Source organism: Paramicrobacterium fandaimingii (genome assembly GCF_011751745.2).
Taxonomy (GTDB): domain Bacteria; phylum Actinomycetota; class Actinomycetes; order Actinomycetales; family Microbacteriaceae; genus Paramicrobacterium; species Paramicrobacterium fandaimingii.
Genome location: NZ_CP061170.1, coordinates 2,709,386 through 2,733,289 on the forward strand (window position 1 = coordinate 2,709,386; position 23,904 = coordinate 2,733,289).

24 protein-coding genes and 3 tRNA genes are annotated in these 23,904 nt (G+C 62.6%); 12 read left to right on the plus strand and 15 right to left on the minus strand.

Annotation, left to right across the window (positions count from 1 at the left end; translation table 11 throughout):
* Positions 1 to 2: 2 nt before the first annotated feature.
* From HCR84_RS13080 to tilS, 8 genes are all read right to left on the minus strand, one after another.
* Positions 3 to 605, minus strand: coding sequence for an energy-coupling factor transporter transmembrane component T family protein (locus tag HCR84_RS13080; RefSeq protein ID WP_235940685.1), 603 nt, complete (start codon positions 603 to 605; stop codon positions 3 to 5).
* Positions 602 to 1,327 (minus strand): energy-coupling factor ABC transporter ATP-binding protein, encoded by a 726-nt coding sequence (locus HCR84_RS13085; RefSeq protein ID WP_166980340.1) that lies wholly within the window; start codon positions 1,325 to 1,327, stop codon positions 602 to 604. The genes HCR84_RS13080 and HCR84_RS13085 overlap by 4 nt, the downstream gene beginning before the upstream one ends.
* 4 nt (positions 1,328 to 1,331) lie before the next feature.
* Positions 1,332 to 1,931 (minus strand): biotin transporter BioY, encoded by a 600-nt coding sequence (locus HCR84_RS13090; RefSeq protein ID WP_235940686.1) that lies wholly within the window; start codon positions 1,929 to 1,931, stop codon positions 1,332 to 1,334.
* 118 nt (positions 1,932 to 2,049) lie between these two features.
* Complete coding sequence (gene folP / locus HCR84_RS13095; RefSeq protein ID WP_166980338.1) at positions 2,050 to 2,856, minus strand: dihydropteroate synthase; 807 nt, start codon at positions 2,854 to 2,856, stop codon at positions 2,050 to 2,052.
* The gene (folE, locus tag HCR84_RS13100) at positions 2,853 to 3,434 is read right to left on the minus strand and encodes a GTP cyclohydrolase I FolE (RefSeq protein ID WP_166980336.1); all 582 of its coding nucleotides are present in this window, start codon (positions 3,432 to 3,434) and stop codon (positions 2,853 to 2,855) included. The genes folP and folE overlap by 4 nt, the downstream gene beginning before the upstream one ends.
* 3 nt (positions 3,435 to 3,437) lie before the next feature.
* Positions 3,438 to 5,561 carry an ATP-dependent zinc metalloprotease FtsH gene (gene ftsH / locus HCR84_RS13105; protein WP_166980334.1) on the minus strand — a complete coding sequence of 708 codons (2,124 nt, stop codon included), beginning with the start codon at positions 5,559 to 5,561 and terminating at the stop codon, positions 3,438 to 3,440.
* Positions 5,562 to 5,702: 141 nt separating this feature from the next.
* Positions 5,703 to 6,260 (minus strand): hypoxanthine phosphoribosyltransferase, encoded by a 558-nt coding sequence (gene hpt, locus HCR84_RS13110; protein ID WP_166980332.1) that lies wholly within the window; start codon positions 6,258 to 6,260, stop codon positions 5,703 to 5,705.
* Between the two features lie 27 nt (positions 6,261 to 6,287).
* Complete coding sequence (gene tilS / locus HCR84_RS13115; protein WP_235940687.1) at positions 6,288 to 7,304, minus strand: tRNA lysidine(34) synthetase TilS; 1,017 nt, start codon at positions 7,302 to 7,304, stop codon at positions 6,288 to 6,290.
* Positions 7,305 to 7,357: 53 nt separating this feature from the next.
* On the opposite strand from tilS, the gene ppa reads away from it, so the two are divergent.
* Positions 7,358 to 7,852: an inorganic diphosphatase gene (gene ppa / locus HCR84_RS13120; RefSeq protein WP_166980330.1), complete on the plus strand. Its 495-nt coding sequence runs from the start codon at positions 7,358 to 7,360 to the stop codon at positions 7,850 to 7,852.
* 67 nt (positions 7,853 to 7,919) lie between these two features.
* Here the strand turns inward: ppa and HCR84_RS13125 are convergent, their stop codons facing one another.
* Positions 7,920 to 9,269 carry a M23 family metallopeptidase gene (locus HCR84_RS13125; RefSeq protein ID WP_195706645.1) on the minus strand — a complete coding sequence of 450 codons (1,350 nt, stop codon included), beginning with the start codon at positions 9,267 to 9,269 and terminating at the stop codon, positions 7,920 to 7,922.
* Between the two features lie 261 nt (positions 9,270 to 9,530).
* Here HCR84_RS13125 and HCR84_RS13130 point away from each other — a divergent pair.
* The 4 genes from HCR84_RS13130 to HCR84_RS13145 all read left to right on the plus strand — a co-directional run bounded on the left by HCR84_RS13130 (position 9,531) and on the right by HCR84_RS13145 (position 10,770).
* Positions 9,531 to 9,603 (plus strand) — tRNA-Glu (locus HCR84_RS13130).
* Positions 9,604 to 9,650: 47 nt separating this feature from the next.
* Positions 9,651 to 9,724 (plus strand) — tRNA-Asp (locus HCR84_RS13135).
* Between the two features lie 63 nt (positions 9,725 to 9,787).
* Positions 9,788 to 9,860 (plus strand) — tRNA-Phe (locus HCR84_RS13140).
* Between the two features lie 118 nt (positions 9,861 to 9,978).
* Positions 9,979 to 10,770: a phosphotransferase gene (locus HCR84_RS13145; RefSeq protein WP_166980328.1), complete on the plus strand. Its 792-nt coding sequence runs from the start codon at positions 9,979 to 9,981 to the stop codon at positions 10,768 to 10,770.
* Here the strand turns inward: HCR84_RS13145 and HCR84_RS13150 are convergent, their stop codons facing one another.
* From HCR84_RS13150 to HCR84_RS13160, 3 genes are all read right to left on the minus strand, one after another.
* The gene (locus HCR84_RS13150; RefSeq protein WP_166980326.1) at positions 10,771 to 12,234 is read right to left on the minus strand and encodes an MFS transporter; all 1,464 of its coding nucleotides are present in this window, start codon (positions 12,232 to 12,234) and stop codon (positions 10,771 to 10,773) included.
* Positions 12,235 to 12,366: 132 nt separating this feature from the next.
* Positions 12,367 to 12,804: a hypothetical protein gene (locus tag HCR84_RS13155; protein ID WP_166980324.1), complete on the minus strand. Its 438-nt coding sequence runs from the start codon at positions 12,802 to 12,804 to the stop codon at positions 12,367 to 12,369.
* A gap of 93 nt (positions 12,805 to 12,897) precedes the next feature.
* Positions 12,898 to 13,137 carry a hypothetical protein gene (locus HCR84_RS13160; RefSeq protein WP_166980322.1) on the minus strand — a complete coding sequence of 80 codons (240 nt, stop codon included), beginning with the start codon at positions 13,135 to 13,137 and terminating at the stop codon, positions 12,898 to 12,900.
* A gap of 63 nt (positions 13,138 to 13,200) precedes the next feature.
* On the opposite strand from HCR84_RS13160, the gene HCR84_RS13165 reads away from it, so the two are divergent.
* A complete protein-coding gene (locus tag HCR84_RS13165; RefSeq protein ID WP_166980320.1) occupies positions 13,201 to 14,076 on the plus strand; it encodes an SDR family oxidoreductase in 876 nt (291 codons plus the stop codon).
* A 178-nt stretch (positions 14,077 to 14,254) separates the two neighbouring features.
* Complete coding sequence (locus HCR84_RS13170; RefSeq protein WP_166980318.1) at positions 14,255 to 15,415, plus strand: class I SAM-dependent methyltransferase; 1,161 nt, start codon at positions 14,255 to 14,257, stop codon at positions 15,413 to 15,415.
* Between the two features lie 19 nt (positions 15,416 to 15,434).
* Here HCR84_RS13170 and rfbC read toward each other — a convergent pair whose 3' ends face one another.
* Entirely contained in the window at positions 15,435 to 16,004 is a 570-nt protein-coding gene (gene rfbC, locus HCR84_RS13175; protein WP_244972485.1) for a dTDP-4-dehydrorhamnose 3,5-epimerase, read from the minus strand.
* A gap of 20 nt (positions 16,005 to 16,024) precedes the next feature.
* Positions 16,025 to 17,089, minus strand: a complete 1,065-nt coding sequence (gene rfbG, locus HCR84_RS13180; RefSeq protein ID WP_166980316.1) for a CDP-glucose 4,6-dehydratase — start codon at positions 17,087 to 17,089, stop codon at positions 16,025 to 16,027.
* A 350-nt stretch (positions 17,090 to 17,439) separates the two neighbouring features.
* Between rfbG and HCR84_RS13185 the strand changes: the two genes are divergently transcribed.
* From HCR84_RS13185 to HCR84_RS13200, 4 genes are all read left to right on the plus strand, one after another.
* Positions 17,440 to 18,663 carry a polysaccharide pyruvyl transferase family protein gene (locus HCR84_RS13185; protein WP_166980314.1) on the plus strand — a complete coding sequence of 408 codons (1,224 nt, stop codon included), beginning with the start codon at positions 17,440 to 17,442 and terminating at the stop codon, positions 18,661 to 18,663.
* Entirely contained in the window at positions 18,660 to 19,559 is a 900-nt protein-coding gene (locus HCR84_RS13190; protein WP_166980312.1) for a glycosyltransferase family 2 protein, read from the plus strand. The genes HCR84_RS13185 and HCR84_RS13190 overlap by 4 nt, the downstream gene beginning before the upstream one ends.
* A gap of 189 nt (positions 19,560 to 19,748) precedes the next feature.
* Complete coding sequence (locus tag HCR84_RS13195) at positions 19,749 to 20,867, plus strand: glycosyltransferase (RefSeq protein WP_166980310.1); 1,119 nt, start codon at positions 19,749 to 19,751, stop codon at positions 20,865 to 20,867.
* Complete coding sequence (locus tag HCR84_RS13200; protein ID WP_166980308.1) at positions 20,854 to 21,693, plus strand: phosphatase PAP2 family protein; 840 nt, start codon at positions 20,854 to 20,856, stop codon at positions 21,691 to 21,693. The genes HCR84_RS13195 and HCR84_RS13200 overlap by 14 nt, the downstream gene beginning before the upstream one ends.
* Here HCR84_RS13200 and HCR84_RS13205 read toward each other — a convergent pair.
* Positions 21,647 to 23,371, minus strand: a complete 1,725-nt coding sequence (locus HCR84_RS13205) for an ABC transporter ATP-binding protein (RefSeq protein ID WP_244972486.1) — start codon at positions 23,369 to 23,371, stop codon at positions 21,647 to 21,649. The two genes, HCR84_RS13200 and HCR84_RS13205, sit on opposite strands and share 47 nt — an antisense overlap.
* A 296-nt stretch (positions 23,372 to 23,667) precedes the next feature.
* Between HCR84_RS13205 and HCR84_RS17840 the strand changes: the two genes are divergently transcribed.
* Entirely contained in the window at positions 23,668 to 23,805 is a 138-nt protein-coding gene (locus tag HCR84_RS17840) for a lasso RiPP family leader peptide-containing protein (RefSeq protein WP_350339522.1), read from the plus strand.
* Positions 23,806 to 23,904: the final 99 nt, after the last annotated feature.

A 23,904-nucleotide genomic window follows, 5' to 3' on the forward strand; every position in this document is an offset into this window, starting at 1 on the left:
GCTCACTCGACCCCTCGGGCGGCGAGAGCGTCTGCCGTGTCGTCGGCGTGCCGCAGCGACTGAACGAGCAGCGGCACGACGAAGGCCTTCACGCTCAGGCGTCCCATGCGTGCCCTCTGCGCATCGCGCAGCTCACCGGCGAGCCCCGCAACGACGGGTACCGTTCGAATGGTAAGTGCGAGCATCAGCCCGATGCGATCCGGGTTGACGCCATAGCGCCGAAACGGATGAAGTACGTGTTCGACGGCATCGAGAATCTCCGTGGTGCGCGTCGTCAGGCTGACGATCGCGGCGAGCAGCAGCACGATCACAACGCGAGCGGCCGTGGCCACGACCGTCGGAATCGGCAGAAAGATCAGCGGAACGACGACGATGAACATGATGATCCAGCGGATCGCGAGCACCTGGCGCCAGAGTTCACGCAGACCAAGCCGCCCGACAAAGTAGCAGGCGACGACAAGCACGGCACCGCCGCCGAAAGTCCACGCCGACGGGGCAGGCACGGCCACAACCAGCACAGCAACAACGAGCCCGATCAACTTTGCACCGGCGGGAAGCCGGTGCAGGATGCTGTCGCGAGCACGGTATTGGCCGAGCATCGTCATGGTCTGGCCACCACCTCGCTGCGGTAACGCTCGATCACCATCGCTGGTGCCCCCTGCGCAATGAGCCGCGCCTCGTCGAACAGGATCGCCTCGTCGCAGCGTGCGGCGAGGTCGAGATCGTGGGTGACGATCACGCACTGCTGGGGCAGCCCGAGCAGCAGGTCGGCGATGCGCCGGGCGTTGCGGGCGTCGAGCAGCGTCGTCGGCTCGTCCGCGACGATCATCGACGGCTCGGCGACGAGCACAGCCTGGATCGCCAGCATCTGCTTCTGCCCGCCAGACAGGTCGTGTGCCGGCAGGTCGGCGTGCGCGGCGAGACCGTTCTCGGCGAGCACCGCCATGACGCGGTCGGCGATCTCACCGCGCGACAGGCCACGCCCCCGCAGTGAGAACGCCAGATCTTCGGCGACCGTCGGCATGACGATCTGGGCATCGGGGTTCGTGAAGACGAATCCGACGCGGGTGCGCAGAGCGCGAACATCTTTCACCGTGTCAAGTCCGCCGACGCTCACCCGCCCGCTCGTCGGCGTTCGCAGCCCGTTGAGCATCCGAGCGAACGTCGACTTTCCCGAGCCGTTCAGCCCGATCACGGCGAGGTTGTGCGCGCGCGTGGTGAGAGAGACGTCGTCGAGCGCCGTCACTGACCCCACGGCCGTCGGATGCCGCACGACGACGTGCTCGAGGGCGATCTCGTGGTCTGTGCTCGCGTGGTCTGGCAGCATCCGCTTATCGAACCGCTGTCGCCGGTGTCGGCGCCGCCACCGGCTCGCGACGCGGCGTGACGAACGCGCGAGGGTAGGCCTTCCACACAGCAAGCGTGAGCATCACTGTGAGGCCCGCCTTGACGGCATCGCCCGGGACGAACACAAGGTTCGCGATTGTCGCATCGGCGAGCGAGAGGCCGAGCATGGCCGCCATCACCGGAATTCCGACGGCATAGACAACAAGGAGCCCACCGACGACGGCGCCGAGCGCCACACGCCACCACACCGGCCGCGTCGCCCCGATATGCACGATCGCACCGACGACGGCAGCGCCGGCCACCCAGCCCAGCAGGTATCCGGACGAGGGAACGAAGAACACGCCGATTCCTCCGCGCCCGCCCGACAGCAGCGGAAGACCGGCTGCCGTGAGCACGAGAACGACGAGAACGGATGCTGCTCCGCGCCACCAGCCGAGAATAGCCCCCGCGAGCATGACGCCGAGCGTCTGCAGCGTAATCGGCACCGCCATGCCGAAGGGGCTGATCGCCCCGGGGATGCCCAGAACGGCGATGATCGCGGCGAACGTGGAAATTCGGGTGATGTCGTTCAGTGTTGTCTTCACGATTACCTAGCGTGTCAGGCGGAGCGTGCGTGTTCTTGTGGAGTATCGCACATCGAATTGGCAGATTTGTTGTACCAGGTATCCAACGACAGTGAGACGGTGTGACACGTGGGCACCCTCACTCGGTGTCGCGATGAGCGTTCACGGCATCGAGCACGTTGAGGGCGGTGCGGGTTCCCGTGACGTTGTGCACGCGAACCGCCCAGATGCCGGACTGCGCACAGAGCATGCTGATGGCCGCCGTCGCCGGGTCGCGCTCGGCCGGCTGCGCGCCGACGGGCGACACCGTCGACAGAAACCGCTTGCGGCTGGCTCCGACCAGCATCCGCCCTGCCAACGACTCGAACCGGTCAAGATGCGCGAGGATCGCCCAGTTGTGCTCGGGGTTCTTCGAGAATCCCAGCCCTGGATCGATGATCAGCCGCTCCGGGTCGATTCCCGCGTGTGCCAGCGCCTCGAGGCGCCGCTCGAGCTCACCGTGCACGTCGGAAACGACGTCGTCGTAGTGCACGCGCTCCGAGGGATCGGTGAGATACCCGCGCCAGTGCATCGCCACGAAGTCGCGGCCGCTCTCGGCGGCAACCCGCGGCATATCGGGATCGACGAGCCCGCCCGAGACGTCGTTGATGATCTCGGCGCCGGCATCAACGCTCGCGGCGGCGGTCGAGGAATGCATGGTGTCGACGCTCACCGAGATTCCCTCGGCGGCGAGCGCCGTGATCACAGGAATGACGCGGCGCTGCTCCTCGACCGGATCGACGAGCTCGGCACCGGGGCGTGTCGACTCGCCGCCGACGTCAATGAGATCGGCGCCCTCGCGGCACAGCTCACGCGCGTGCTCGATCGCGTCGTCGTGGCTGAAGAAGCGTCCGCCGTCGCTGAAGGAGTCCGGCGTGACGTTCACAACTCCCATGATCAGCGTCATGCGTCGTCTCCCCGCGCGATCAACGCGACGACCTCCGCTCGACCGACCGGGTCGGCAAACGTGCCCCTGCTGGCGAGGGTGACCGTCGTCGATCGCGTCTGCTGCGTTCCGCGGGCGGTGACGCACGAGTGCGCGGCATCCATGATCACGAGTACGCCCGCCGCCTGCAGCCCGGTGCTGAGCGCCTCGGCGATCTGTTCGCCGAGGCGCTCCTGCACCTGCGGACGCGCCGCCAGCACCTCCACGACGCGCGGAATTCGCCCAAGCCCGACAACCCGCTCGCCCGGAGCGTATGCGACGTGAGCGGTGCCGATGAACGGCAGGAGGTGGTGCTCGCACATCGATCGAAAGGCGATGTCGCGCACAATCACGATCTCGCCCGAGTCGCCGGGCTCGAGGGGCATGCCCTCCCCAAGAAATTCGAGCGGATCTTCGCCAACGCCGTGAAAGAACTCGGCGTACGACTCGGCAACGCGCTTCGGAGTGTTCTCGAGCCCGATCCGATCGGTACGCTCACCGATAGCCGCAAGCAACTCCCGTGTCGCCGCTTCGATGCGCTCCCGATCAACGCCCGTCATGATCTATGCGTTTGCCGGACTCGAGCCTTGGCCGCCATCGGAATCGGAGTCTGCGGCGTCGGTTCCCGACGTTGCAGAGTCGGAGGCGCCTGTGCTGCCGGTGGCGCCAGTGGCGTCGGTAGTGTCAGTGGACTCAGTGGACTCGGTGGACTCAGTGGAATCGGATGCCGCGTCAGCCGCGTGAGAGGTCACGTTGCCGTCCGTCACGCCCGGTTCTATCGGAGCAGATTTCGGAATCGCGACGGGGGGCAGATCACTCACAGGGCGTCCTTCACTGGAGAGCCACACAGGGCGCTGGTCGAGCTTGCGCACCGGTGCGAAGATCTCGGCGAGCTGGTTGTGGTCGAGAGTCTCCTTCTCGAGCAGCTCGCTGGCGAGCGTGTCGAGAACATCGCGGTTGGCGTTGATGACCTTCCACGCCTCGTTATGTGCCTGCTCAATGAGCTCGCGCACCTGCTTGTCGACCTGCTCTGCGAGATCCTCAGAGTAGTCGCGCTGGTGGCCCATGTCGCGCCCGAGGAACATCTCGCCTGAGGCCTGCCCGAGTTTAATGGGCCCAACCTCTGTCGTCATGCCATATTCGGTCACCATCTTGCGTGCGATGCCCGTCGCCTTCTCGATGTCGTTCGAGGCACCCGTCGTCGGGTCATGGAACACGATCTCTTCGGCGACGCGACCGCCCATGGCATAGGTGAGCTGGTCGAGAAGCTCGTTGCGGGTGACGGAGTACTTGTCTTCAAGCGGCAGCACCATGGTGTACCCGAGGGCACGGCCACGTGGCAGGATGGTGATCTTCGTCACCGGGTCTGTGTTGTTCATCGCCGCTGCGGCCAGAGCGTGACCACCCTCGTGGTACGCGGTGATGAGCTTTTCCTTCTCGTTCATCACGCGGGTGCGACGCTGTGGTCCGGCAATAACGCGGTCAATCGCCTCGTCAAGTGCACGGTTGTCGATGAGCTGCGCGTTGGAGCGCGCCGTCAGAAGGGCAGCCTCGTTGAGCACGTTCGCGAGGTCCGCGCCGGTGAAGCCGGGCGTCTTGCGCGCGACGACCTCAAGGTCAACGCCTTCGGCGAGCGGCTTGCCGCGGCCGTGAACTTCGAGAATCTGCAGTCGACCGTTCATGTCGGGCGCATCAACGCCGATCTGCCTGTCGAACCGGCCCGGGCGCAGAAGCGCCGGGTCGAGAATATCTGGGCGGTTTGTCGCCGCGATCAGAATCACGTTCGTCTTAGGGTCGAAGCCGTCCATCTCGACGAGCAGCTGGTTGAGGGTCTGCTCACGCTCATCGTGGCCACCGCCCATGCCCGCTCCACGGTGTCGGCCGACAGCGTCGATCTCGTCGACGAAGATGATCGCAGGCGAGTTCTCCTTTGCCTGCTGGAACAGGTCGCGAACGCGGCTGGCGCCGACGCCGACGAACATCTCAACGAAGTCGGAACCCGAGATCGAATAGAACGGAACTTCCGCCTCACCCGCGACAGCGCGTGCGAGCAGCGTCTTACCGGTTCCGGGAGGGCCATACAGCAGCACACCCTTGGGAATGCGGGCGCCGACCGCTTGGAATTTCGCCGGATCCTTCAGGAAGTCCTTAATCTCATCGAGTTCTTCAATCGCCTCTTCGGCCCCGGCGACATCGGTGAACGTGACCTTCGGCGACTCCTTCGAGACGAGCTTCGCCTTGGACTTGCCGAACTGCATCACCTTTCCGCCGCCGCCCTGCATACTCGAGAGCATGAACCAGAAGAACAGCCCGATCAGCAGGAGGGGAAGCAGGATGCTGGCCATGGACAGCCACCAGTTGCCCTGGGGAACCTCGTCGTTGAACCCGTTCTTGGGTGAAGCCGAGTCCACTGCCTTCACGACAGCATCCGCGCGAGCATCGATGAAGTAGAACTGCACCATTTTTCCGCTGTCGCCAGCGTCCTTGCTGAGCGTGAGGTCGACGCGGTTGTCGCCTTGCGTAATGATGGCCTCAGTGACCGTATCGCCCTTCAGAATATCAAGACCCTGCTGCGTCGTGATCTCTTTGTAGCCACCGATGTTCAGCAGGCTCGACCCGATCCAGAACGCCAGGATGGCAATGAGGATGTAGGGAATTGGGCCTTTGAAGATGCGCTTCAGGTTCATGGGAGTAAGAGCGAGAGGCTCAGCACCTTTCAGGTGAGGTGAACGGGGCAGACCAGCCCCGTCGGATTAGCGTAACGTGCGGCTGCTGTGCGCGGCCTCGGTGTTCCCCGAGGGCGTACAGTTCGCCTCGACCGTGTGGGGTCAGTGCTCTGTGTAGATGTGTGGCGCAAGCACAGCCACGTCTCGAAGATTGCGGTACCGCTCGGCGTAGTCGAGGCCGTAGCCGACGACGAAGTCGCTCGGGATGTCGAATCCCACATATTTGCAGTCGATCGTCACCTTCGCGGCATCCGGCTTGCGCAGCAGCGCGCACACCTCGACCGATGCCGCCCCGCGCGACGCGAAGTTGTCAAGCAGCCACGACAGCGTGAGCCCGGAGTCGATGATGTCCTCGACAATGAGAACGTGCCGTCCGGCGATGTCGGTGTCGAGATCCTTGCGAATCTGAACGACGCCACTCGACTTCGTGCTCGCCCCGTAGCTCGACACGGCCATCCAGTCCATCTGGACGTTGTGCTCGAGATGGCGCGACAGGTCGGCCATCACCATCACGGCACCCTTCAGCACCCCGACGAGCAGGAGGTCTTTTCCCGCGTAGTCGGCGTCGATGTGCGAGGCGAGTTCGTCAAGTTTCGCGTCGATCTGCTCTTCTGTGATGAGCACCTTGGTGAGGTCGCTCTCAATTTCACTCGCGTGCATGGATCGAGTCTACGTGCCCGACGGAGCTCACGCCTTTTCGGCCGCTGTGAACACGATGCGGTCATCTCGTCTCGATACGCTGATGCCCGGTACGTCGATGGGCCCCTGCCCGCGCCACGCCGTGACGAGCGCAGCGATCGCCAGAGTGTGGGCGCGTGAGAGCGAGACGCCGAACTCGGCGTTCGCCACGTACCGGATCACGCGGTTGCGCAGCGCTGCCGGGTTGTGAGCAAGCGCGCTGGCTTCGACCGAGATTCCCGCCTCGGCCGGTTCGCAGATCTCCTCGATGAATTCCCCGATCATCTGCTCGAAGGCTTCTTCATCTTCACGCGCCTGCTCGGCTGTGCGTGCGAGCGCTTCGGCGATGCCCGGGCCGAGCTCGTGGTCAAAGACAGGCAGCACGACGGTGCGCGCGCGCACGCGAGCAAACGCGGCATCCTCATTCTGCGGATCGCTCCACACCTCGATGCCGCGCTCTCGGCACGAGTCCTGAGTCTGCTGTCTGCGCACACCGAGCAGGGGGCGCGCGTACCGTCCGGTGAGCGAAGCCATCGCCTTCAGGCTCCCGGCCCCCGAGCCCCGCGCGAGCCCAAGCAGAACGCTCTCCGCCTGATCATCGAGCGTGTGCCCGAGCAGCACAAGCTCGGCTCCAATGCGATCTGCGATGGCATCGATCGCCCGGTAGCGCGCATCCCGTGCCGCGGCCTCCGGCCCACCGGCATCCGTCACGCTCACCTGCTCGACGTGTGCCTCGATGCCCCATGTGCCGAGGGTCTGGGCAGTGCGCTCCGCGACGTCGCCCGAACCGGGCTGCAGCCCGTGATCGACAGTGACCGAATGCACCTGGATGCTTCGCGACTCCGCCTCGAAGACGAGTGCAGCCGCGAGCGCCATCGAATCGGCGCCCCCGCTCACGCAGGCCAAGACGGTCGCCCCGTCTGAGCAGCTGGCAAGACTGCGCCGCACTCCGACGCGCACGGCGGCGGTCGCCGCGTCGAGACGCGGGCGACCGTCATTCGGCATGTGGGAACGTGTAGTGGGCATCAAGTAACGTTAGTTCAGGTTTTTGGATCATCACGATCATAAGGAGAAAGAATATGGCCGAGTACGACGTCGTCGTAGAGATCCCCAAGGGCAGCCGCAACAAATACGAAGTCGATCACGAGACCGGTCGTGTGTATCTTGACCGTGTTCTGTTCACGGGCTTCGTGTACCCGGTGGACTACGGCTATTTCGAGAACACCCTCGGCCTCGACGGCGACCCCGTCGACGCGCTTGTGCTGCTGGAGTATCCCCTCTTCCCCGGCGTCGTCGTCAAGGTGCGACCGGTCGGCGTGCTCAACATGAGCGACGAGGCCGGCTCAGATGCCAAGGTCGTCTGCGTGCAGCACAAAGACCCGCGCTGGCAGCACATTCAAGACATCACCGATGTTCCGCAGCACCAGCGCGACGAGATCGAGCACTTCTTCAAGCGCTACAAAGACCTCGAGCCGAACAAGTGGGTTGAGGTCGACGGCTGGGGCGACGCGGCTGAGGCCGAGCGCATCGTGCAGGACGGCTTCACCAAGCTCTCCGAGCAGGGCGGTCACTGATCCCACAGTTGCCGGTGACGACGGCGGAGCGGCTCGCAGAGAATTCTGCGAGCCGCTCCGTCGTGCCTCAGATGTAGTTGAGCGGGTTTACCGGGTTCCAGCGTCCGGCGCGTATCTCAAAGTGGAGGTGGTTTCCCGTCGAGCTGCCGGTGCTGCCGATCGCGCCAATTGCCTGACCGGCATTGACCCAGCCACCCCGGCGATAAATCGCGCTCATGTGCCCATAGCCGGAGTACATGTTTCCTCCGTGGTTGATGAGCACATAGTTTCCGTAGCCGCCGTACCAGCCCGCGTACTCGATGGTGCCGCCCCGCGTGGCCCAGACCGGCGACCCATAGCCGGCACCGATGTCGATGCCCTCGTGCAATCGCTGCTCATGGTAGATGGGGTGGTATCGCCAGCCGAACGGTGATGAAATGTAGTGGCTTCCGGTTGGCCAACGCCATCCGGTGGACGAGCCGCCACCACCGCCGCCACCGCCGCCTGATGAGCCGCCACCGCCAGAGGAACCGCCACCGCCGCCGTTGTTCTTGGCGGCTTGTTCTGCAGCCCTGCGTGCAGCTGCTTCACGGGCCTTGCGAGCGGCCTCCGCTGCCTTGCGTCGCTCTTCGACGCCCTTCTTGTACTGTTCAATGGTCTTTGACGTCTTGTCCTGCAGCGCCTCGAGCTGAGCCTTGAGCGTCTCCTGCTTTGACTCTTGCTCGGCCAGCGCGTTCTGCGCGGCCTCTGCTGCGGCCTGGGCAGCCTCGTACGCCTCTTCTGCTTCCTTCTGCAGACGGTCACGCTCGTCACGCGCAACCACCGCCTGATCGCTGAGCGACTGAGCCGTGTTCTTAGCGGTGAGCGCGCTCTGGTACACCGACTGGTTGTGCTCGACGAGCTTCGTCATGCTTCCCAGTGCCGTGAGGAGGCCGTCGGGCCCGGATGCTGTCGCGTCGAAGATCAGCCCGAGGCTCGCGTTGTCTCCGCCCGACCGATAGAGCTGCGCGGCAAGCTGCCCTGCCTTGGTGATCGCGGCATCAGCTTCGACTTCTTTGTCGTCTGCCTGCTTCTGAAGAGACGCGGCACGCTCGATCGCTTCGGTGAGAGCAATGCCTGCGTCATAAAGCTTCTGCCCCGCTGCCTCTTCCGCGGCCTTCGTGTCAGCGACGCGCTGTTGGAGGGAGGCGATCAGGTTCTTGATTTCCTTGATCTGGTTAGCCTTAGCCGACTGATCGTTCTTCGCCTTCTTGACGTCGTCCCAGCTCGGGTACTTGTCGGCCCACGCGGGAGCGATGCCCGCCACACCGGCAACGGCGCTGACCACACCGAAGACGCCAAGCGAAATCACCTGTCGGCGCGTTGCCCCCGACCGCGAGTCATCGCCAACGGGGCGCGAGAAAATGCCCGCACGGGGCTCACGTTCTCGCTTCGACATTCGATGCACCGACCTTTTCACATATGTAACAGACGCAACAGTGTTAACACTATTCACAAGAATCCATCAAAGCGCGCAGAAAATCAAGAACCCCTCACGCGCTCACACCGTGAATCTAATCGGCGAAGCGGCCGAATCGCGCGACATTTGAGGCTCGTCGCCAGATCGGCGCGCCCGGGCTGCCGCGAAATTTGTGAATCAGCAGTGTTGCCCATATGCTTTTACGTCGGTAGGCAAAGCAACTCTTCGGAGTGGTTTTGAGGCCCCATCGTTTAGCGGCCTAGGACGCCGCCCTTTCACGGCGGTAGCACGGGTTCGAATCCCGTTGGGGTCACGAGCACTGCTGAACGTGCTCTACAATTGAAAAGCGAAATCAAGTTTGGCCCTGTGGCGCAGTTGGTTAGCGCGCCGCCCTGTCACGGCGGAGGTCGCCGGTTCAAGTCCGGTCAGGGTCGCTGGTGAAAAACCCCTTCGAAAGGAGGGGTTTTTCTCCTCAATGCGGCATGTTTTGTCGCATCGGCTCTGTAGCTCAGTTGGTAGAGCGTTCGACTGAAAATCGAAAGGTCACCGGATCGATGCCGGTCGGAGCCACGGGAACCCTCACCTAGCTTCTACATGGTGGGGGTTCTTTTATTTTCCTCGGTTCGTCACTCCGCACCAACCCCGCATTTTCACATGCGCCCGTCCCGTTCGGCGCTATCGTGGCGGGATGGGTGAGTGCCGAAACGACTCGAAAGAGGAGGCGTTGGCGGGTGGCGTCGCCAACGCGGGCGCGGTTGTTCGTGTCGATAATGAGGTCCGGCGGCCGCTCTCGGCCCATTCTCCGCCCGTCTGGACGCTGCTGTCGCACCTGGCCGTGGTCGGTTGTCCGGCGCCACAGTACCTGGGAGTCGATGACGCAGGTCGGGAGCGATTGTCCTTCATCGAGGGCGAAGTCGGTACGCCGCCCTTCCCGCAATGGGTGACCGCCGACCACGCCCTGCAATCCACGGTTGAGCTTCTCCGTCGAACTCACGATGCAACTCGAGACTTTCGCGACTCCGAACTGCCGTGGAACACAGAATTCGCCCATCCGGATGGCGGCCCGGTCATCGGCCACAATGACGTATGCCCCGAGAATGTCGTCTTCCGCAACGGTGACGCGTACGCGTTGATCGATTTCGACCATGCAGCTCCCACGCAGCCGTTGCTCGACCTCGCACATCTCACGCGAATGTGGGCCCCGTTGGGAGCGTCGGAAGACCCGTTCGATCAGACGCAGCGCATCCGCGCCCGGGTGCGACTCATCGTCGAAACCTACGGGGTGGCGTCTACGAACGATCTTCAGTACTTCTTCCGGATGTGCGGTTTGAGCGTCGTGCAGGCTGAAAGGTTCGTCTGCCGTCGGTTGGCCAGCGAAGATCGCGTATCGGTTAATCTCTGGGGGCACCTTCGCGAAAGCCATTTCGTCGACCAACGCCGATCACTCGAAGACGCGGTACGCAGCCTCCTCGCCGAATGATCAGCGCGCGTGGCGCACGACGGATGTGTGCCTCGACCGAATGATGCCGAAGCCGACGAGAACCGTGGCGACTGCCGTGAGGGTGACGCCGGCGATGGTAATGGCGTCTTGGAACTCCGCGAGTCGTACAGCGGACCAGCTCGTCGTTGCGACGCTCCCGGAGACACGTGCGGCGAGAATCGTGCCGACCGCCGCGATTCCGACTCCGTTCGCGAGCTCGCTTGACGTGTCGACGAGCGCGGCTCCGACCGACGAGCGGTTCGCGGGAAGCCCAGTGAGTACGTTGTTGCCTGCGACGACGCCGACAACTCGCATGCCTGCCGCGACCAACACGAGGGCGACGAACACAAAGGCATAGCCGAATCGGCTCCCCGCGGCGAAGACCGCGAGCCCGGCAACGACAGCGGCCGCGCTCATCCATGCGGCACGGGTGAGCCCTGCCCACTTCACGAACGGGCCGACAAGCCGGCCACTAGCCAAGAGAACGACGACCTGCGGCAGCATCCCAACCGCGGCGAGAGCAGGCGACCACCCCCAGGCAAACTGCAGCTGCAGTGTCGCCATGTACGACAGGCCCGCGACGGCGAGCCCAGATGCTGCTTTGTACGCGAGGCCGCTCGCCACGAGCGGACGAAGGAAGAGTCGCAGATCGAGCAGGGGCTGCGACGCGACTCGCTCGCGCACGACGAATGCGACGCCACCCGCAACGGTCATCACCGCGGCGACCCACCCCGCCCACGTGGCACCGGTGACGTGGACGAAGACGGTCGGTGTCACCAGGGCGCCGACGACGGTCAGCGTGCCCAGCACCGCACCGGCGAGATCGATATGGTCTGCGTGAAGATCGTCGCGTGACTCGACGGAGATGCCAACCCGGATGCCGATGAAAGCGACAACGGCGATGGGCACGTTGATCAGCAGCAGAATCTGCCAGGGCGCGACCGCGAGGATCATTCCGCCGGCGGTTGGTCCGACTGCCAGGCCGACGAGACCGGCCGTGGAGATGACCGTCATCGCGCGGATCCTCAGAGCCTCGTCGTCGAATAGCCGAAAAGCGAGAGCCATCGAACCCGGTGTCGTCATCGCTGCGGCGATGCCCATGACGGCCCGCACGGCGATGAGCTCTGCGGGAGTGGTCACCAACGCAGTGGTGGCGCTTGCGAGTGCCAGCAGCGCCAGGCCGAACAGCATCACGCGGCGACGGCCGAAGCGATCGGCAACGGAGCCGAACAGCAGCATCAGGCCGCCGAAGAAAAGCGAGTAGGCACCGGCAACCCACTGCAGATCGATGGTTGAAGCGTGAAGATCGCGGCCGATCGACGGAAGGGCGACATTCACGATCGAATTGTCGAGCATTTCGAAAAGGAACACCGCAGACAGCGCAGCGAGGGCGAGCCAGGCGTCCCTCAGATTACGAGGCTTCGTCGCAATCGAGGGCAGTTCGGGACGGGAATCTATGGTCATGACGACGCACTCCTTCAGATGAAGAAGTGACGACTCGTTTGAGACCGTGTGTTCGCGCCCGCCAACCGGCGGCATTTTTCCCTCTACTGCTTAAAGTACCACCATTGTCACCGCCCACGCGTTGTGTCAGCGTCACCGCTTTCTGCTGCGTCGAGTGGCCGCCTGATAAGCGGGCCCGTGTGTGCTTGGCTCTGGTCCCCACAGCATCAGGTGCTGGTATCCACCATTACGCAGTTCTCCGAACCGCCGCGTCATCAGCTCTTCGAACAGCTGCCTGTTCATTGCGCGCTCGATGACCACGACGGTCATGCGGGCCCTCTCCGCGGCCCACCGTCGCTTCGGCGCGGTACTTCCCTCGCCGGAACGTGTTCGCAGCGCCTCCTTGAGGCGATGCTTGAGCCAGTCCAGATACGAGATCCACGCTTCATCGAGACTCGTCACGCTCGTCGAATGCGGCCTCGTGTGAGCTCGTGCCCATTGCTCCACCTGGCTGGTCGCCGCCGTGCGCGCCAGCATGCTCGTCGACGCCCGCCTGCCCCACAGCGAGCGCCGCCGCGTACCATTAGCCACCCGATCTCCCCTTCACGCCGTCTGACCCGCCCGACGCCGCACACGGTCAACACCCGGCATCGCATGGTGAGTCCCCCGTCAACTATCGGCATGTCATGCAGAATCGTTACGAACATGGGATTCACTCGGCGAAGCTCGCGCGAGGCGTGCGCTCAGCGGCCCGAGAATGATGAGCCCAAGCCAGATGGTGGACTGCGCCACCATCGCCGCGGCGATGACGACGAAGCTGATGAGAAATCCCGTGAGCTGGCTGCCTACATCGTCGACGAGCAGACTATCGACGCTCTGCCATGCCTCGGCCGGGGAGCACTGACCGGGGAAGGGAGCGTGCACTGACGTGACGCCACTATTCGCATCGTGTGCGCACACCGGCCAAACTGTTCACGGAGGTTGACCATGGACCACACTTCGGCGCCGCTTTCCGGCACGACCGCTCTGGTGACCGGCGTCTCGCGGCGGCGCGGCATCGGCTACGCTGTGTCTCGCAAACTCGCCTCGCTCGGGGCGAATATCGTCATTCAGCACTATCGTCGGCACGACGAAGACCAGCCGTGGGGCAGCGACGACATGGACGCCGTTCGCGCAGGGATCCGATCCTCGCTCGTCGGGCACGCGACGCTGGCCGACCATGACGCCGATTTGACCGATAGCGGCTTGATTCCCGAGCTCATCGATTCGGCAGTCACCCACACGGGCTCTCTCGACATCCTCGTCTGCAATCACGCGAAGAGCGGCGGCGATGGAAGCATCCTCGATATGACCCCTGAGCGGCTCGACGCGCATTGGCAGACGAACACGCGATCGACTGTCGCGCTCACCGCAGAGTTTGCGCGACACAAGGCAGGCCCACGGGCGGATCAGTCACGCCGGCCAGGTGAGAGCACTGCGCGCACGAGCCCGTTCGACTCCCCCACCGGTCACGTTTTCTGGATGACGTCGGGGCAACTGCACGGTCCGATGCGCGGCGAGGTTGCGTACGCGGCGAGCAAGGCGGTGCTTGCTGGCCTGACCCCGACTGTCGCCGCTGAGCTGCTCGAACACGGGATCGTGCTCAACACCGTGAATCCAGGGCCAGTCAACACAGGCTACCTGGATCCAGACAGCACGGATCGCCCGCTCGATGAGCTGCAGAATTACCTGCGTGAAACACCGTTCGGTCGGTTCGGGCACCCCGAAGACCCCGCCGAACTCATCGGCTGGCTCTGCACGCAGGAGGGCTCCTGGATTGTCGGCCAAGTGCTCACGAGCGACGGCGGCTTCAGCCTTCGCTGATGCTTGCCATCGGGCAGAGCGCGCATCGTCGCCGCTGAGAACTACCGGTCTACCTGTGCTTCTATCAAGACCGGTGAATTTGATAGATGCTCACGTAACCCCTACTGGGGAAGCGACAGCGGACCGCGCCCTCATTAAGCTGTGAACAATCTCAGCCCTCACGTTATGGAGCCCCGCCATGTCTTCTCTCCAGCATCCCGAACCAATTCCCACGTGGCGCGATCGCTGGTCCGGTGATGCCGAGGGAGCGGTTGTGCTCGATCTCGGCGAACAACCGGCATCCGATCTCTTTCCTCTACCAACGGATGCGGCTCCCGATCCCCGATACCGCATGCGCATGGTGTTCAGTCCAACCAGTGGCCTGCTGCAGCTCGAGCAAGACCCAACGACCCCAGAAGAGACCATGGGGGTCGAGCCCGCAGCGCTCGTGCGGCAAGCCGACCTGTGCGTGGCAGACGCTATCTCTGCCGGGTTGATTCGCCCTCATTCCCGCGTGCTCCACTACCCCAGCCCCCACGGTGGCTCGTGGCGGCCGCAGCTCGAGCCATTCGAACTGGATGAGGTAACTGAGGGCAAGGCCGATCTCATTGTTGACGTGCACGGCATGATGCACGCAGCGGATCAAAAGGCCGGGTTTCTGGAACGTCTCGGACATCTCGCCGAAGACGGCGTCATGCTCTTTATGATCCACAATGCGTCGGCGATCGTACGCGAGGGAATGTGGAACGCGCTCAAGAACGGTCATTTCGCCTATTACACGACCCCCGCCTTGGTCCGCATGGCCGACGAAATCGGCCTCGTCGCCATCGGAGCATGGTCGTACTCGCTCTACAACCACGGCACAACGATGCTCGCCTTCGCGAAGAAGGGCGGAAGCCGCGGAGACACTCAGGCCGCGTCGGTCACAGCGCTCATCGCAGAAGAGACCGCCCTCGGTGTGCTCGACCCGGATCGTCTTGTCACGTCGCTGCACACCTCGCTCGTCGAATCGGTCGCTGCCATCCGCGAGTATCTCGACCAGGCCGCGGCGAATGGGCTCACTGTCGCGGGCTACGGCGCCGCCTCTCGAACCGCGGCGCTCCTCTCGTCAGCCAGCATCACCTCCGACGACGTCACAATGATCGCGGATGCATCAGCAGCCAAGCATGGACGCGCGATGCCCGGCTCCCGCATTCCAATCGTGTCGCCAGGCGACCTCGTTGCCGCGAAGCCCGCCCGCGTGCTGCTTTTCATCTCTGATCTGCTTCCGGAGGTGCGTGCGGCGATGCCAGGTGTTGAAGAGAACGGTGGACGATGGGTCGTCGTCGACCCGATTCCAACTGAGATCGATCCGTCGTGATGAAGATTCTCGTCCCGGCCTAAACGGCTCCGACCAGCTTCTTGTAGTCCTGCCACGTGATGCCATTGCGGTCACGTTCGCTGACAATGGTGATCGGGGCCGGCCACGCAACGGCAAGATCGGGGTCGTCGTAGGAGATCGTGATGTCGTCGTCCGGACCATAGAAGTCGTCAATTCGGTAACAGAAATCGGTCACCGAGGTGAGCGCTTGATAGCCATGCAGGAATCCACGCGGAATGTAGACCTGCCGATGCACCTGATCGTCAAGCACGAACGTGCGCACCTGGCCGAATGTCGAAGATCCCACTCGCGCATCGATCGCGATGTCGAGAACCGCTCCGTGCGCACAGCGCACGAGCTTTGCCTCTCCATCGCCCGTGCGGCCGTGCAGCCCGCGCACGACGCCCTGATACGAACGCGACTGATTCTCCTGTTTGAAGCTCGCTGGATCGATTCCCGCGTCCGCAAGGATCGAAACATCGAGGGTGCGTGTGAAGTACCCACGTTCGTCCCTGTGCGGTGTCGGCTCGAACACGATGAGACCGTCAATGTCCGTTGCGATGATGTTCATGGTTTCCTTCATTCTCATGGGGTGAGGGTGTTGCGTCGTCAACCAGCAGATCTCTCTCGTGCTGTCTGCAGATAGTCATCGATCTGACGTTCAGTAACTGACCGCGGCGATGCACCAGCATCGACAGCTTTCTCCCAGTCGACCGTGTACGCGAGCGTCTCCCGCACCCGCAACGTCGGTGCCCAGTCGAGCTCGTTGCGCGCCTTCGTCGAGTCGACCATCAGAAGCCCTGCTTCGTGGGGCCCTTCGTTGCCATCCGCGATCCAGCGCGCGTCGTCGCCCCACAGACGAGCAATTTCATCGGCCACGGCGCCAACTGCAAGCCCATCCTCAGCGGACGGCCCAAAGTTCCAGGCAGAATCGTGTCGCGAGGCATCGAGATGCTCCGCCAAGGCCAGATATCCGGTCAGTGGTTCGAGAACGTGCTGCCACGGGCGGGTGGCGTTTGGCCGCCGGATGCTGGCGGGGCGACCACCGCGATACGCGCTGAAGAGTTCCGGAATCAACGCGTCAGGTGTAGCGTCACCTCCGCCGATGACGTTTCCGGCTCTCGCCGTCGCGATCGCGAAGTCGTCACGCGGGAAGGACACGGCAAACGAGTGCGTGGCGAGTTCGGCCGCGGCTTTGCTGGCGCTGTATGGGTCGTCTCCGCCGAGAGCGTCGATCTCTCTATAACCCCACTGCCACTCCTCGTTGCGGTAGACCTTGTCAGTCGTCACAACCACTACTCGACGCACTGTGCCGACGCTGCGGGCAGCCTCGAGCACGGCGAGCGTGCCGTCAACGTTTGCCGAGAAGGTCTCGCGCGGCGAAGCATACGACTCTCGGACGACCGATTGCGCCGCCAGATGGAGAACGACTTCGGCACCTGAACGCTGCATGCTTGCTGCCAGCTGCTCAACGTCTCGGATGTCACCGCGCTCGTCATTCTCGATTGCCGAGGTGAGGTTAGCCCGCTGAAAGAGAAAGTTTTCGGGCGCCTGGAGCGCGTACCCGTAAACGCGCGCGCCGAGGCGGGCGAGAAGCAGGCAAAGCCATGCTCCTTTGAATCCCGTGTGCCCAGTGACAAAAACTGAGGAATCCTCCCAATATGCGAACTTCATGGTGCAACCGTACGACATCAACGGCACGCTGAACCCGCATCGTCACCGCAACTGGGGGCACTCGCCCCAAAGCCAGACACGTCCCTGCAGATCGACGGAAAGCGCCCATCGCCCCCACTTCGAGGGCATAAAGGCGAATTGCGGGCAGAATCTATTGCTGAGGATCTCTCGGTTTTGTTATCGTCACTCCAAAGCCTGGCGGATAGCGACGTAGAACGGATCAAGGAAGTTGTCATCCTGGCTGTATTCCGTCATGGATCACCACCCCATATGCACACCGCAAACTCCAACTTACACGGCGGGCCCAAAGGCGCACCTCAGCACACAGACTCACTGGATAGGAGAAATCTGTGACCAAGATCGCTCCTCCACAGGCTCGTGACCGGCGCGATGGCACGCGTTACCCCCGGGAGAGAACAGTTCGTCTCGCATTGTTCGGGGAGTTCGGTATAGGCAACATGGGTAACGATATGTCGGGCCATGCGATGATCGCACTCGTGCGCTCTGTCGCTCCCGACAGCGAACTCACGGCTATATCACCAAACCCCGCCGAAACGACTTCGTCACTAGGGATTCCTGCTCTTCCAATTCGTTCGCCCAGCCAGAATGCTTCGCCAGGCGTCATCTCGAGAATGCGCAACAAGTTTCACGACTTGGGGAACCTTGTCAAGGTCGTCTCACGTTTTGATGCCGTCATCGTTCCTGGAACCGGGCTATTGGAACGCGTCGAGGGGCGAGCCCCAGGCGGCGACCAGACCTGGATGCTTCTCCTCTCAATTGCCTGCTGGATGAGACGAGTGCCACTGGCGTGGTTTGCGGTCGGCGGAAGCCAAGCGTTACCGATGTTGCAGCGGCTGACTGCCCGGGCGGCAGGTCGCGTTCCCCATTACAGGTCATTTCGCGACCACGCGACGGCGCTTTCGCTTCGGGGCCGAGCACGCGACGAGCGCATCGTTCCCGACATTGTCTTCAGTTGCTCGGTTGATACTCGTTCATCCTCACGCGAAACCGGAATCATCGGGCTTGCCGTCATCGATTATAAGCCGGAGAACCCGCAGGCTAGGGAACGATATCTTGCAGCACTGGCTGAGGCCGCGCGGGACATTGTGCGTAGTGGCCGACGTGTGAAGTTTTTGCTTGGAGACCTCGCTGATACCGCCCCGGCGAAAACGGTACACGACCACGCGGCGGCGTTTTCGAAGCACGAACTCGACAACGCGGACCCATTCGGCCCGCTTTCCGCATTTGTCGCCGCCGCTGCCGAATGCGACGTGGTCATAGCGAGCCGCTATCACGCGCTCGTCGCATCAGCTCTCGCCGCAACCCCGGTTGTTGCCGTCGCGCACGCGGATAAGGATGTGGCGCTCATGGAGCAACTTGGGCTCTCTGACTTGACGCTGCACGCGGACACCATCACAAGTGAGCAGATCATCAAATACCTGAGCCAGTGCTCAGAGACACGATCCGAAATCAGAAGCCGATTGATCGAACGCACGGATGCGTTTCGCACTGATGTACTTCGCGAATTCGCCCGTTCCGGGATAGCACTGCCACAACGGAGGATTTTGACATGAGTTCCGCCCTACCGCCCGTCACGATTGCGATGCCCGTATACAACGGCGAAGATTACATCGCCCGATCTCTTACCGCGATTCAAAACCAGGAGTATGGCGACTTCGAGCTGCTGATACGGGATAACGCTTCGTCAGATGGCACCGAGGAGATTGCGAGAGAATTCGCCCTGTCAGACAGCAGAATTCGAGTGACTCGAAACGAGCAGAACATCGGAGGAGCACGTAACTCCAATGCGCTTCTCAACGATGCCGCGGCACCGCTCATCATGTGGGCTTACCACGATGACGAGCCACATCCACTTCTCATAAAAGACTCTGTTGATCGACTCTCGGACGCAGGCCCGTCAGCCGTTGTCGCATACCCGCGCGTGAACCTCATCGACGAGAACAGCAACATTGTCGGGCAACACGAAGACGGCGATCTCGATCTTGGTCAATCATCCGCGCACGAGCGGATTCGCGTTTTGTTCCGACGCAAGGTCGCGCAGATTCAGTTCGGTCTAATGCGCACGAACGTCGTGAGAGAGTTCGGCGGCGTCTCAGTGTCCACAGGCGGCGAATTCATCATGCCGGCCTCACTTGCCCTGCGCGGCCGCTGCCTGCTTTCCTCCACTGACGCCAAGCGGCTCTCGATACGGCAACATCTCGACCGCAGCGGGGGGCACCGAAATTCCGAAGCCGCGTGGGTCGATCCAAGCCGCCCGAATGTGCCGTTCCCCTACTCGCGCAGCATCACCCTCATGCTGACAGCCGTTGCGCGCGCGCCCCTGAGCATGTCAGAGCGTCGCCGCTGCTTTCGGGCTGTGCTCCAGAACTGGGTAGCACCGCAGCTCCGCTCTGTCGCTGGCGACGTGGCACGACTCCCCTGGGATGCGGGCTGGATTACGCGGCACTAACGCTGCATCACAAAACTCGCGCGACAAGTCATATCACGAGCAAACTGCCCTGCCACGTCAAAGATGAGGATTCCTCACCCTCGTATTGGGGCGTGCGCCGTCGTCTCCTCAAACGTAGTCTCGAATTATCTTACCTGAGCTTTCCTCACTTTTAGGATTCGCTCGGTTCGCGACTTCGAGAGGAACCCCGTGGCGGACATCGCTCTTGCCCATGACTACGTGACCCAACGTGGAGGCGCCGAGCGCGTGGCCCTGACACTCACACGCGCTTTTCCCAAACTTCCTCTGCACACCACCTTGTACAACCCGAGCGGAACGTTTCCCGAGTTTGGTGCAATTGACGTCAAGCCGATGCCGATCAATCGATGGAAAATGCTTCGTGCACACCATCGCCTCGCGTTACCTTTTCTTAAGGGCGCCATCTCGCACTGCCGCGTCGACGCGGACGTGCTCGTCGCAAGCTCCAGCGGATGGGCTCATGGCATCCAGACCACGGGTCGCAAGGTTGTGTACTGTCACGCTCCAGCGCGCTGGCTCTACCAGACCGAACGGTATGCGGGATCCAATAACAGTCATGGCATACGCTCTCGTGCCATCGAGGCAGTCTCGGGGGTCGTTGGCCCCAATCTGCGCGCGTGGGATCAACAGGCCGCACACACGGCTGATCGGTACATCGTGAACTCGACGATCATCAAGCGTGCCGTTGCCGAGGTCTATGGCATCGATGCGGAAGTGCTTCCGCCGCCACCGGCTCTGTCCGCCCTGACCGCGACTCCTCAACCGATCGCACGAATTGGGCAGCCGTTCGTGCTCTGCGTCGCGCGCCTACTGCCGTACAAGAACGTCGACACCGTCATCGAAGCGATAGCGCAGATTCCTGACCTCGATCTTGTTGTGGTGGGAGAGGGGCCCGAGCGCAGGCGCCTCGAGTCGCTCATCTCACACACGGGGCGCACCCACCTACTCGGAAGAGTCAGCGACGGCCAACTGCGCTGGCTTTATGAGAACAGCTCCGGGCTCGTCGCCGCGTCGTACGAGGACTTCGGACTCACCCCACTCGAGGCCGCCAGTTTCGGGCGCCCCACAGCCGCGTTGCGCGACGGCGGCTACCTCGACACCATCGTCGAGAACGTCACAGGCGTGTTCTTTGAGCATCCCGATGTCGACTCCGTGGCATCCGCAGTCGAGGAGATGGTTCGACTTCCCTGGTCCACTCGGAGCATCATCAACCACTCCGAGTCATTCTCAGAGAGCCGGTTCGTTGCCCGCCTCCGTAATATCGTCGAGGAGGAGCTTGCTCACTGCTGACGCACGATACAAGAGGTACAGTCACCTGCGAAGGGCCGGCGGTTGGAGCATCGCCTCAACTGTCGCCTTCGTCATGGTCTTCGTTGCCGCCGTACTGACGCCCGTCGGACAGTACACGGATGCATTCAGCTTCGGAGTCTTCGACTGGCTCCCGCCACTCGCGGACCTTCTCCTCTTACGTACCCGAGCTCTCACACCATACGTTCTCTGCGCTGCCGCCGTGGTTCTGGGCGTGGTCGGAGCCCGTCGGGGACTTCTGCTCGAAGCCGCGGTCGGCACGTGTGCAATCATCGGCGCGTTCGCCGCCAGCAGCATCCTGAAGTATTCCCTGCTCGAGCGCCCCTACTTTGGAGACTTCGGTTACACCGTCAATACGTACCCGAGCGGACATGTCGCCGTGAGCACGCTTGCCGCCATCATGATCGTGCGGATGCTGCCAGGCAGCCGTGTTCGCGCAATAGTTCTCTGCCTGGTCGTGGCCGCTGTCACTGCGATCGGCATTGCATCTGTCACAACCATGGCTCATCGTCCGAGCGACGTGCTCGGCGGTCTCGCTCTTGCCGGAGTCATCGCACCCTGGGCAGCTCGCATGCGCGTTGCATCGCTGAGTCGATTCGGCTCTGTCGCCCATGGGCCAGGCGGCGCGGTCGCCGCCATCGCAGTGGCACTTACGGCATTGGCACCGCTCGCCGGAGCTGACGTCGGAACGATTGCCGTGTTTTCGACGGCAACACTGGCCACGACATGGCTTGTCATCTGGGTCGCGACGGCGAGTCCTGCTACGCCGCTTCGTCCCCAGAGAGGTACGCAGAAGCCTGAAGCGTGAACAATTCTGCGTAGGTTCCGCGACGTCGCATCAGTTCGTCGTGCGTCCCCATTTCAACCACGCTTCCGTTGTCCATTACATAGATGCGGTCAGCGTTGCGCACCGTAGAGAAGCGATGGGAGATCACGAGCGCGGAGCGCCCGTCAAGTGTGCGGCGAAGCGATGAGAAGAGTTCATACTCAGCTCTCGGGTCAAGCGCCGACGAAGGTTCGTCGAGCACGACGAGTCGTGCATCGCGGTAGAAAGCACGAGCAATTGCCACCCTCTGCCATTGCCCGCCGGAGAGATCGCGTCCTCCCTCGAACAGTCGTGTGAGCGGAGTGTCGTAGCCCTCGGGAAGCGACTCGAGGAAGCCCTCAGCGCCGGCAGCCTCCGCCGCCTCACGCACACGTTGCTCATCTGCAGCGCTTTCCGGGCGGCCGAATGCAATGTTCGACGTCCCATCCATTGCATAGCGCACAAAATCCTGAAAGATGACAGCAGTGCTGGCGCGCACAGCGCCTGGTGGCAACAATGTCGTGCTCGTGCCATCCCATGAGATCACTCCCTGATCGAGCGGATAAAGGCCAGCGATCAACTTTGCCAGGGTTGTCTTTCCTGAGCCGTTCTCGCCGACGATGGCGACGACCTCCCCTTTTTCAATTCGAAGATCGACATCCTTGACAGCGGCAGCTTCACGGCCTGGATAGGTGAAGCTCGCGCCGTCGACCCGGATTTCCTCGAAATCGAGTTCTGTACCGACAACGTCCGCCTCTGAGTTGCTTGGGGTCAGATCGATGAACTCCCGAAGGTCATCGATGAACAGTCCTGATTCGAAAATCGATTGGATGCTCCCCGAGAGTCCTTGAATCTGCGTCGCGAGCATGCGCACTGCAACAAGCGCTGCCCCAGCGGACGCAATATCCAATCCACCGGTGGAGATGAGCCACACGAGCACCAGCAAGGTTGCGCCGAGCACTAGTGCCGCGGTCAGCTGGCCAATCACACTGTACGTCGCTCGTTTACGCAAGTGGGAGCGCAAGTCTGCGAGATAGGTTCCGTAGAGTCGGTCGAAGCGCTCCCTGAGCGTGCGAGCGAGACCGAACGCCCGAATCTCCTTCGCCTCATCGCGGCCCGTGAGCAGAATAGATGTATAGGTTCTCTGACGAAGAGGCTGCGTCTGCGCCACGTTGAACGCGAACTCAAGCCGGCTCTCACGTCGGCTCGTTATCACAATAGGAAGACCGCTGAGCAGCAGCAGAGGCAGAAGCAGAGGGTTGAACGTCGCAAGGGTAATCGCGAGTCCTGCTCCAGCAGCGGCCGTACCGACGACGCCGATGACCCCATTCGTGACTTGAAAGGGCCGCGTCAATGCGCTCGAGCGCACACGTTCGAGTCGATCGAAGAACTCCGGTGACTCGAAGCGACGCAGCCCCACGCCCGTTGACACGTCAAGAAGCCGCTGCCACATGGCCCGCGCGACGGTTTCACCGACGTAGCGACCCAGAGACCCCTGAATGGAGCCATTAACAGCAGTGGCCGCCGTCAGGAGTGCGAGCGTGACGACGGCGAGCACGAGCGAGGCGATCGATGCCGTCGGCGACCCCAAACCCAGGATGCCGCTAAGGACCCACTGCACGGTGAGTACCTGCGCAGCCAGGAGTCCTGCACCAGCGAGCTGAAGAACGATCAGCCACACGAATGGACCCCGTGCGGCCGACCACACGAGGGAAAGACTGAAGGCGATGAGCCTATAAAGTCTGCCGACGCTTTTGCGCGCCCTTGGCTGCTGTATTCCGTTCGCCACATGGCGAGCATAACCACGTGACGCGCCTTAACCCGAGGGCCAAGGGCGCATTCACCACCCCCAATTCGAGGGTTCTTCACGTTTTTGTCGTGTTTTTTATTGTGAGCGATTCTCAGCTTTGCTACCGTCAGGGTAGTCCCGCTGAAAACTTCTTTGCGGGTCGAGATAACCGTAAGGAAGTGATTGAAATGGCATACGAGTCACCACGAATTAGCGAAGTCGGACGTTTCTCCAGTGTTACCCGCGGCTCATGGAAACCGGGTAGTGAGCGGGACAACAGCAACTGGTGGGACTGGTTCGGCGACCCGCCCAAGGGATCTCGCTAACACAGCAAGCGGGCAGCGGGCGGCAGAGTTGCCGTCCGCTGCGCACGTGATTGGTACACAATGGACACTTTCGATCGCCTCACTCGCTCCGAGCAAACT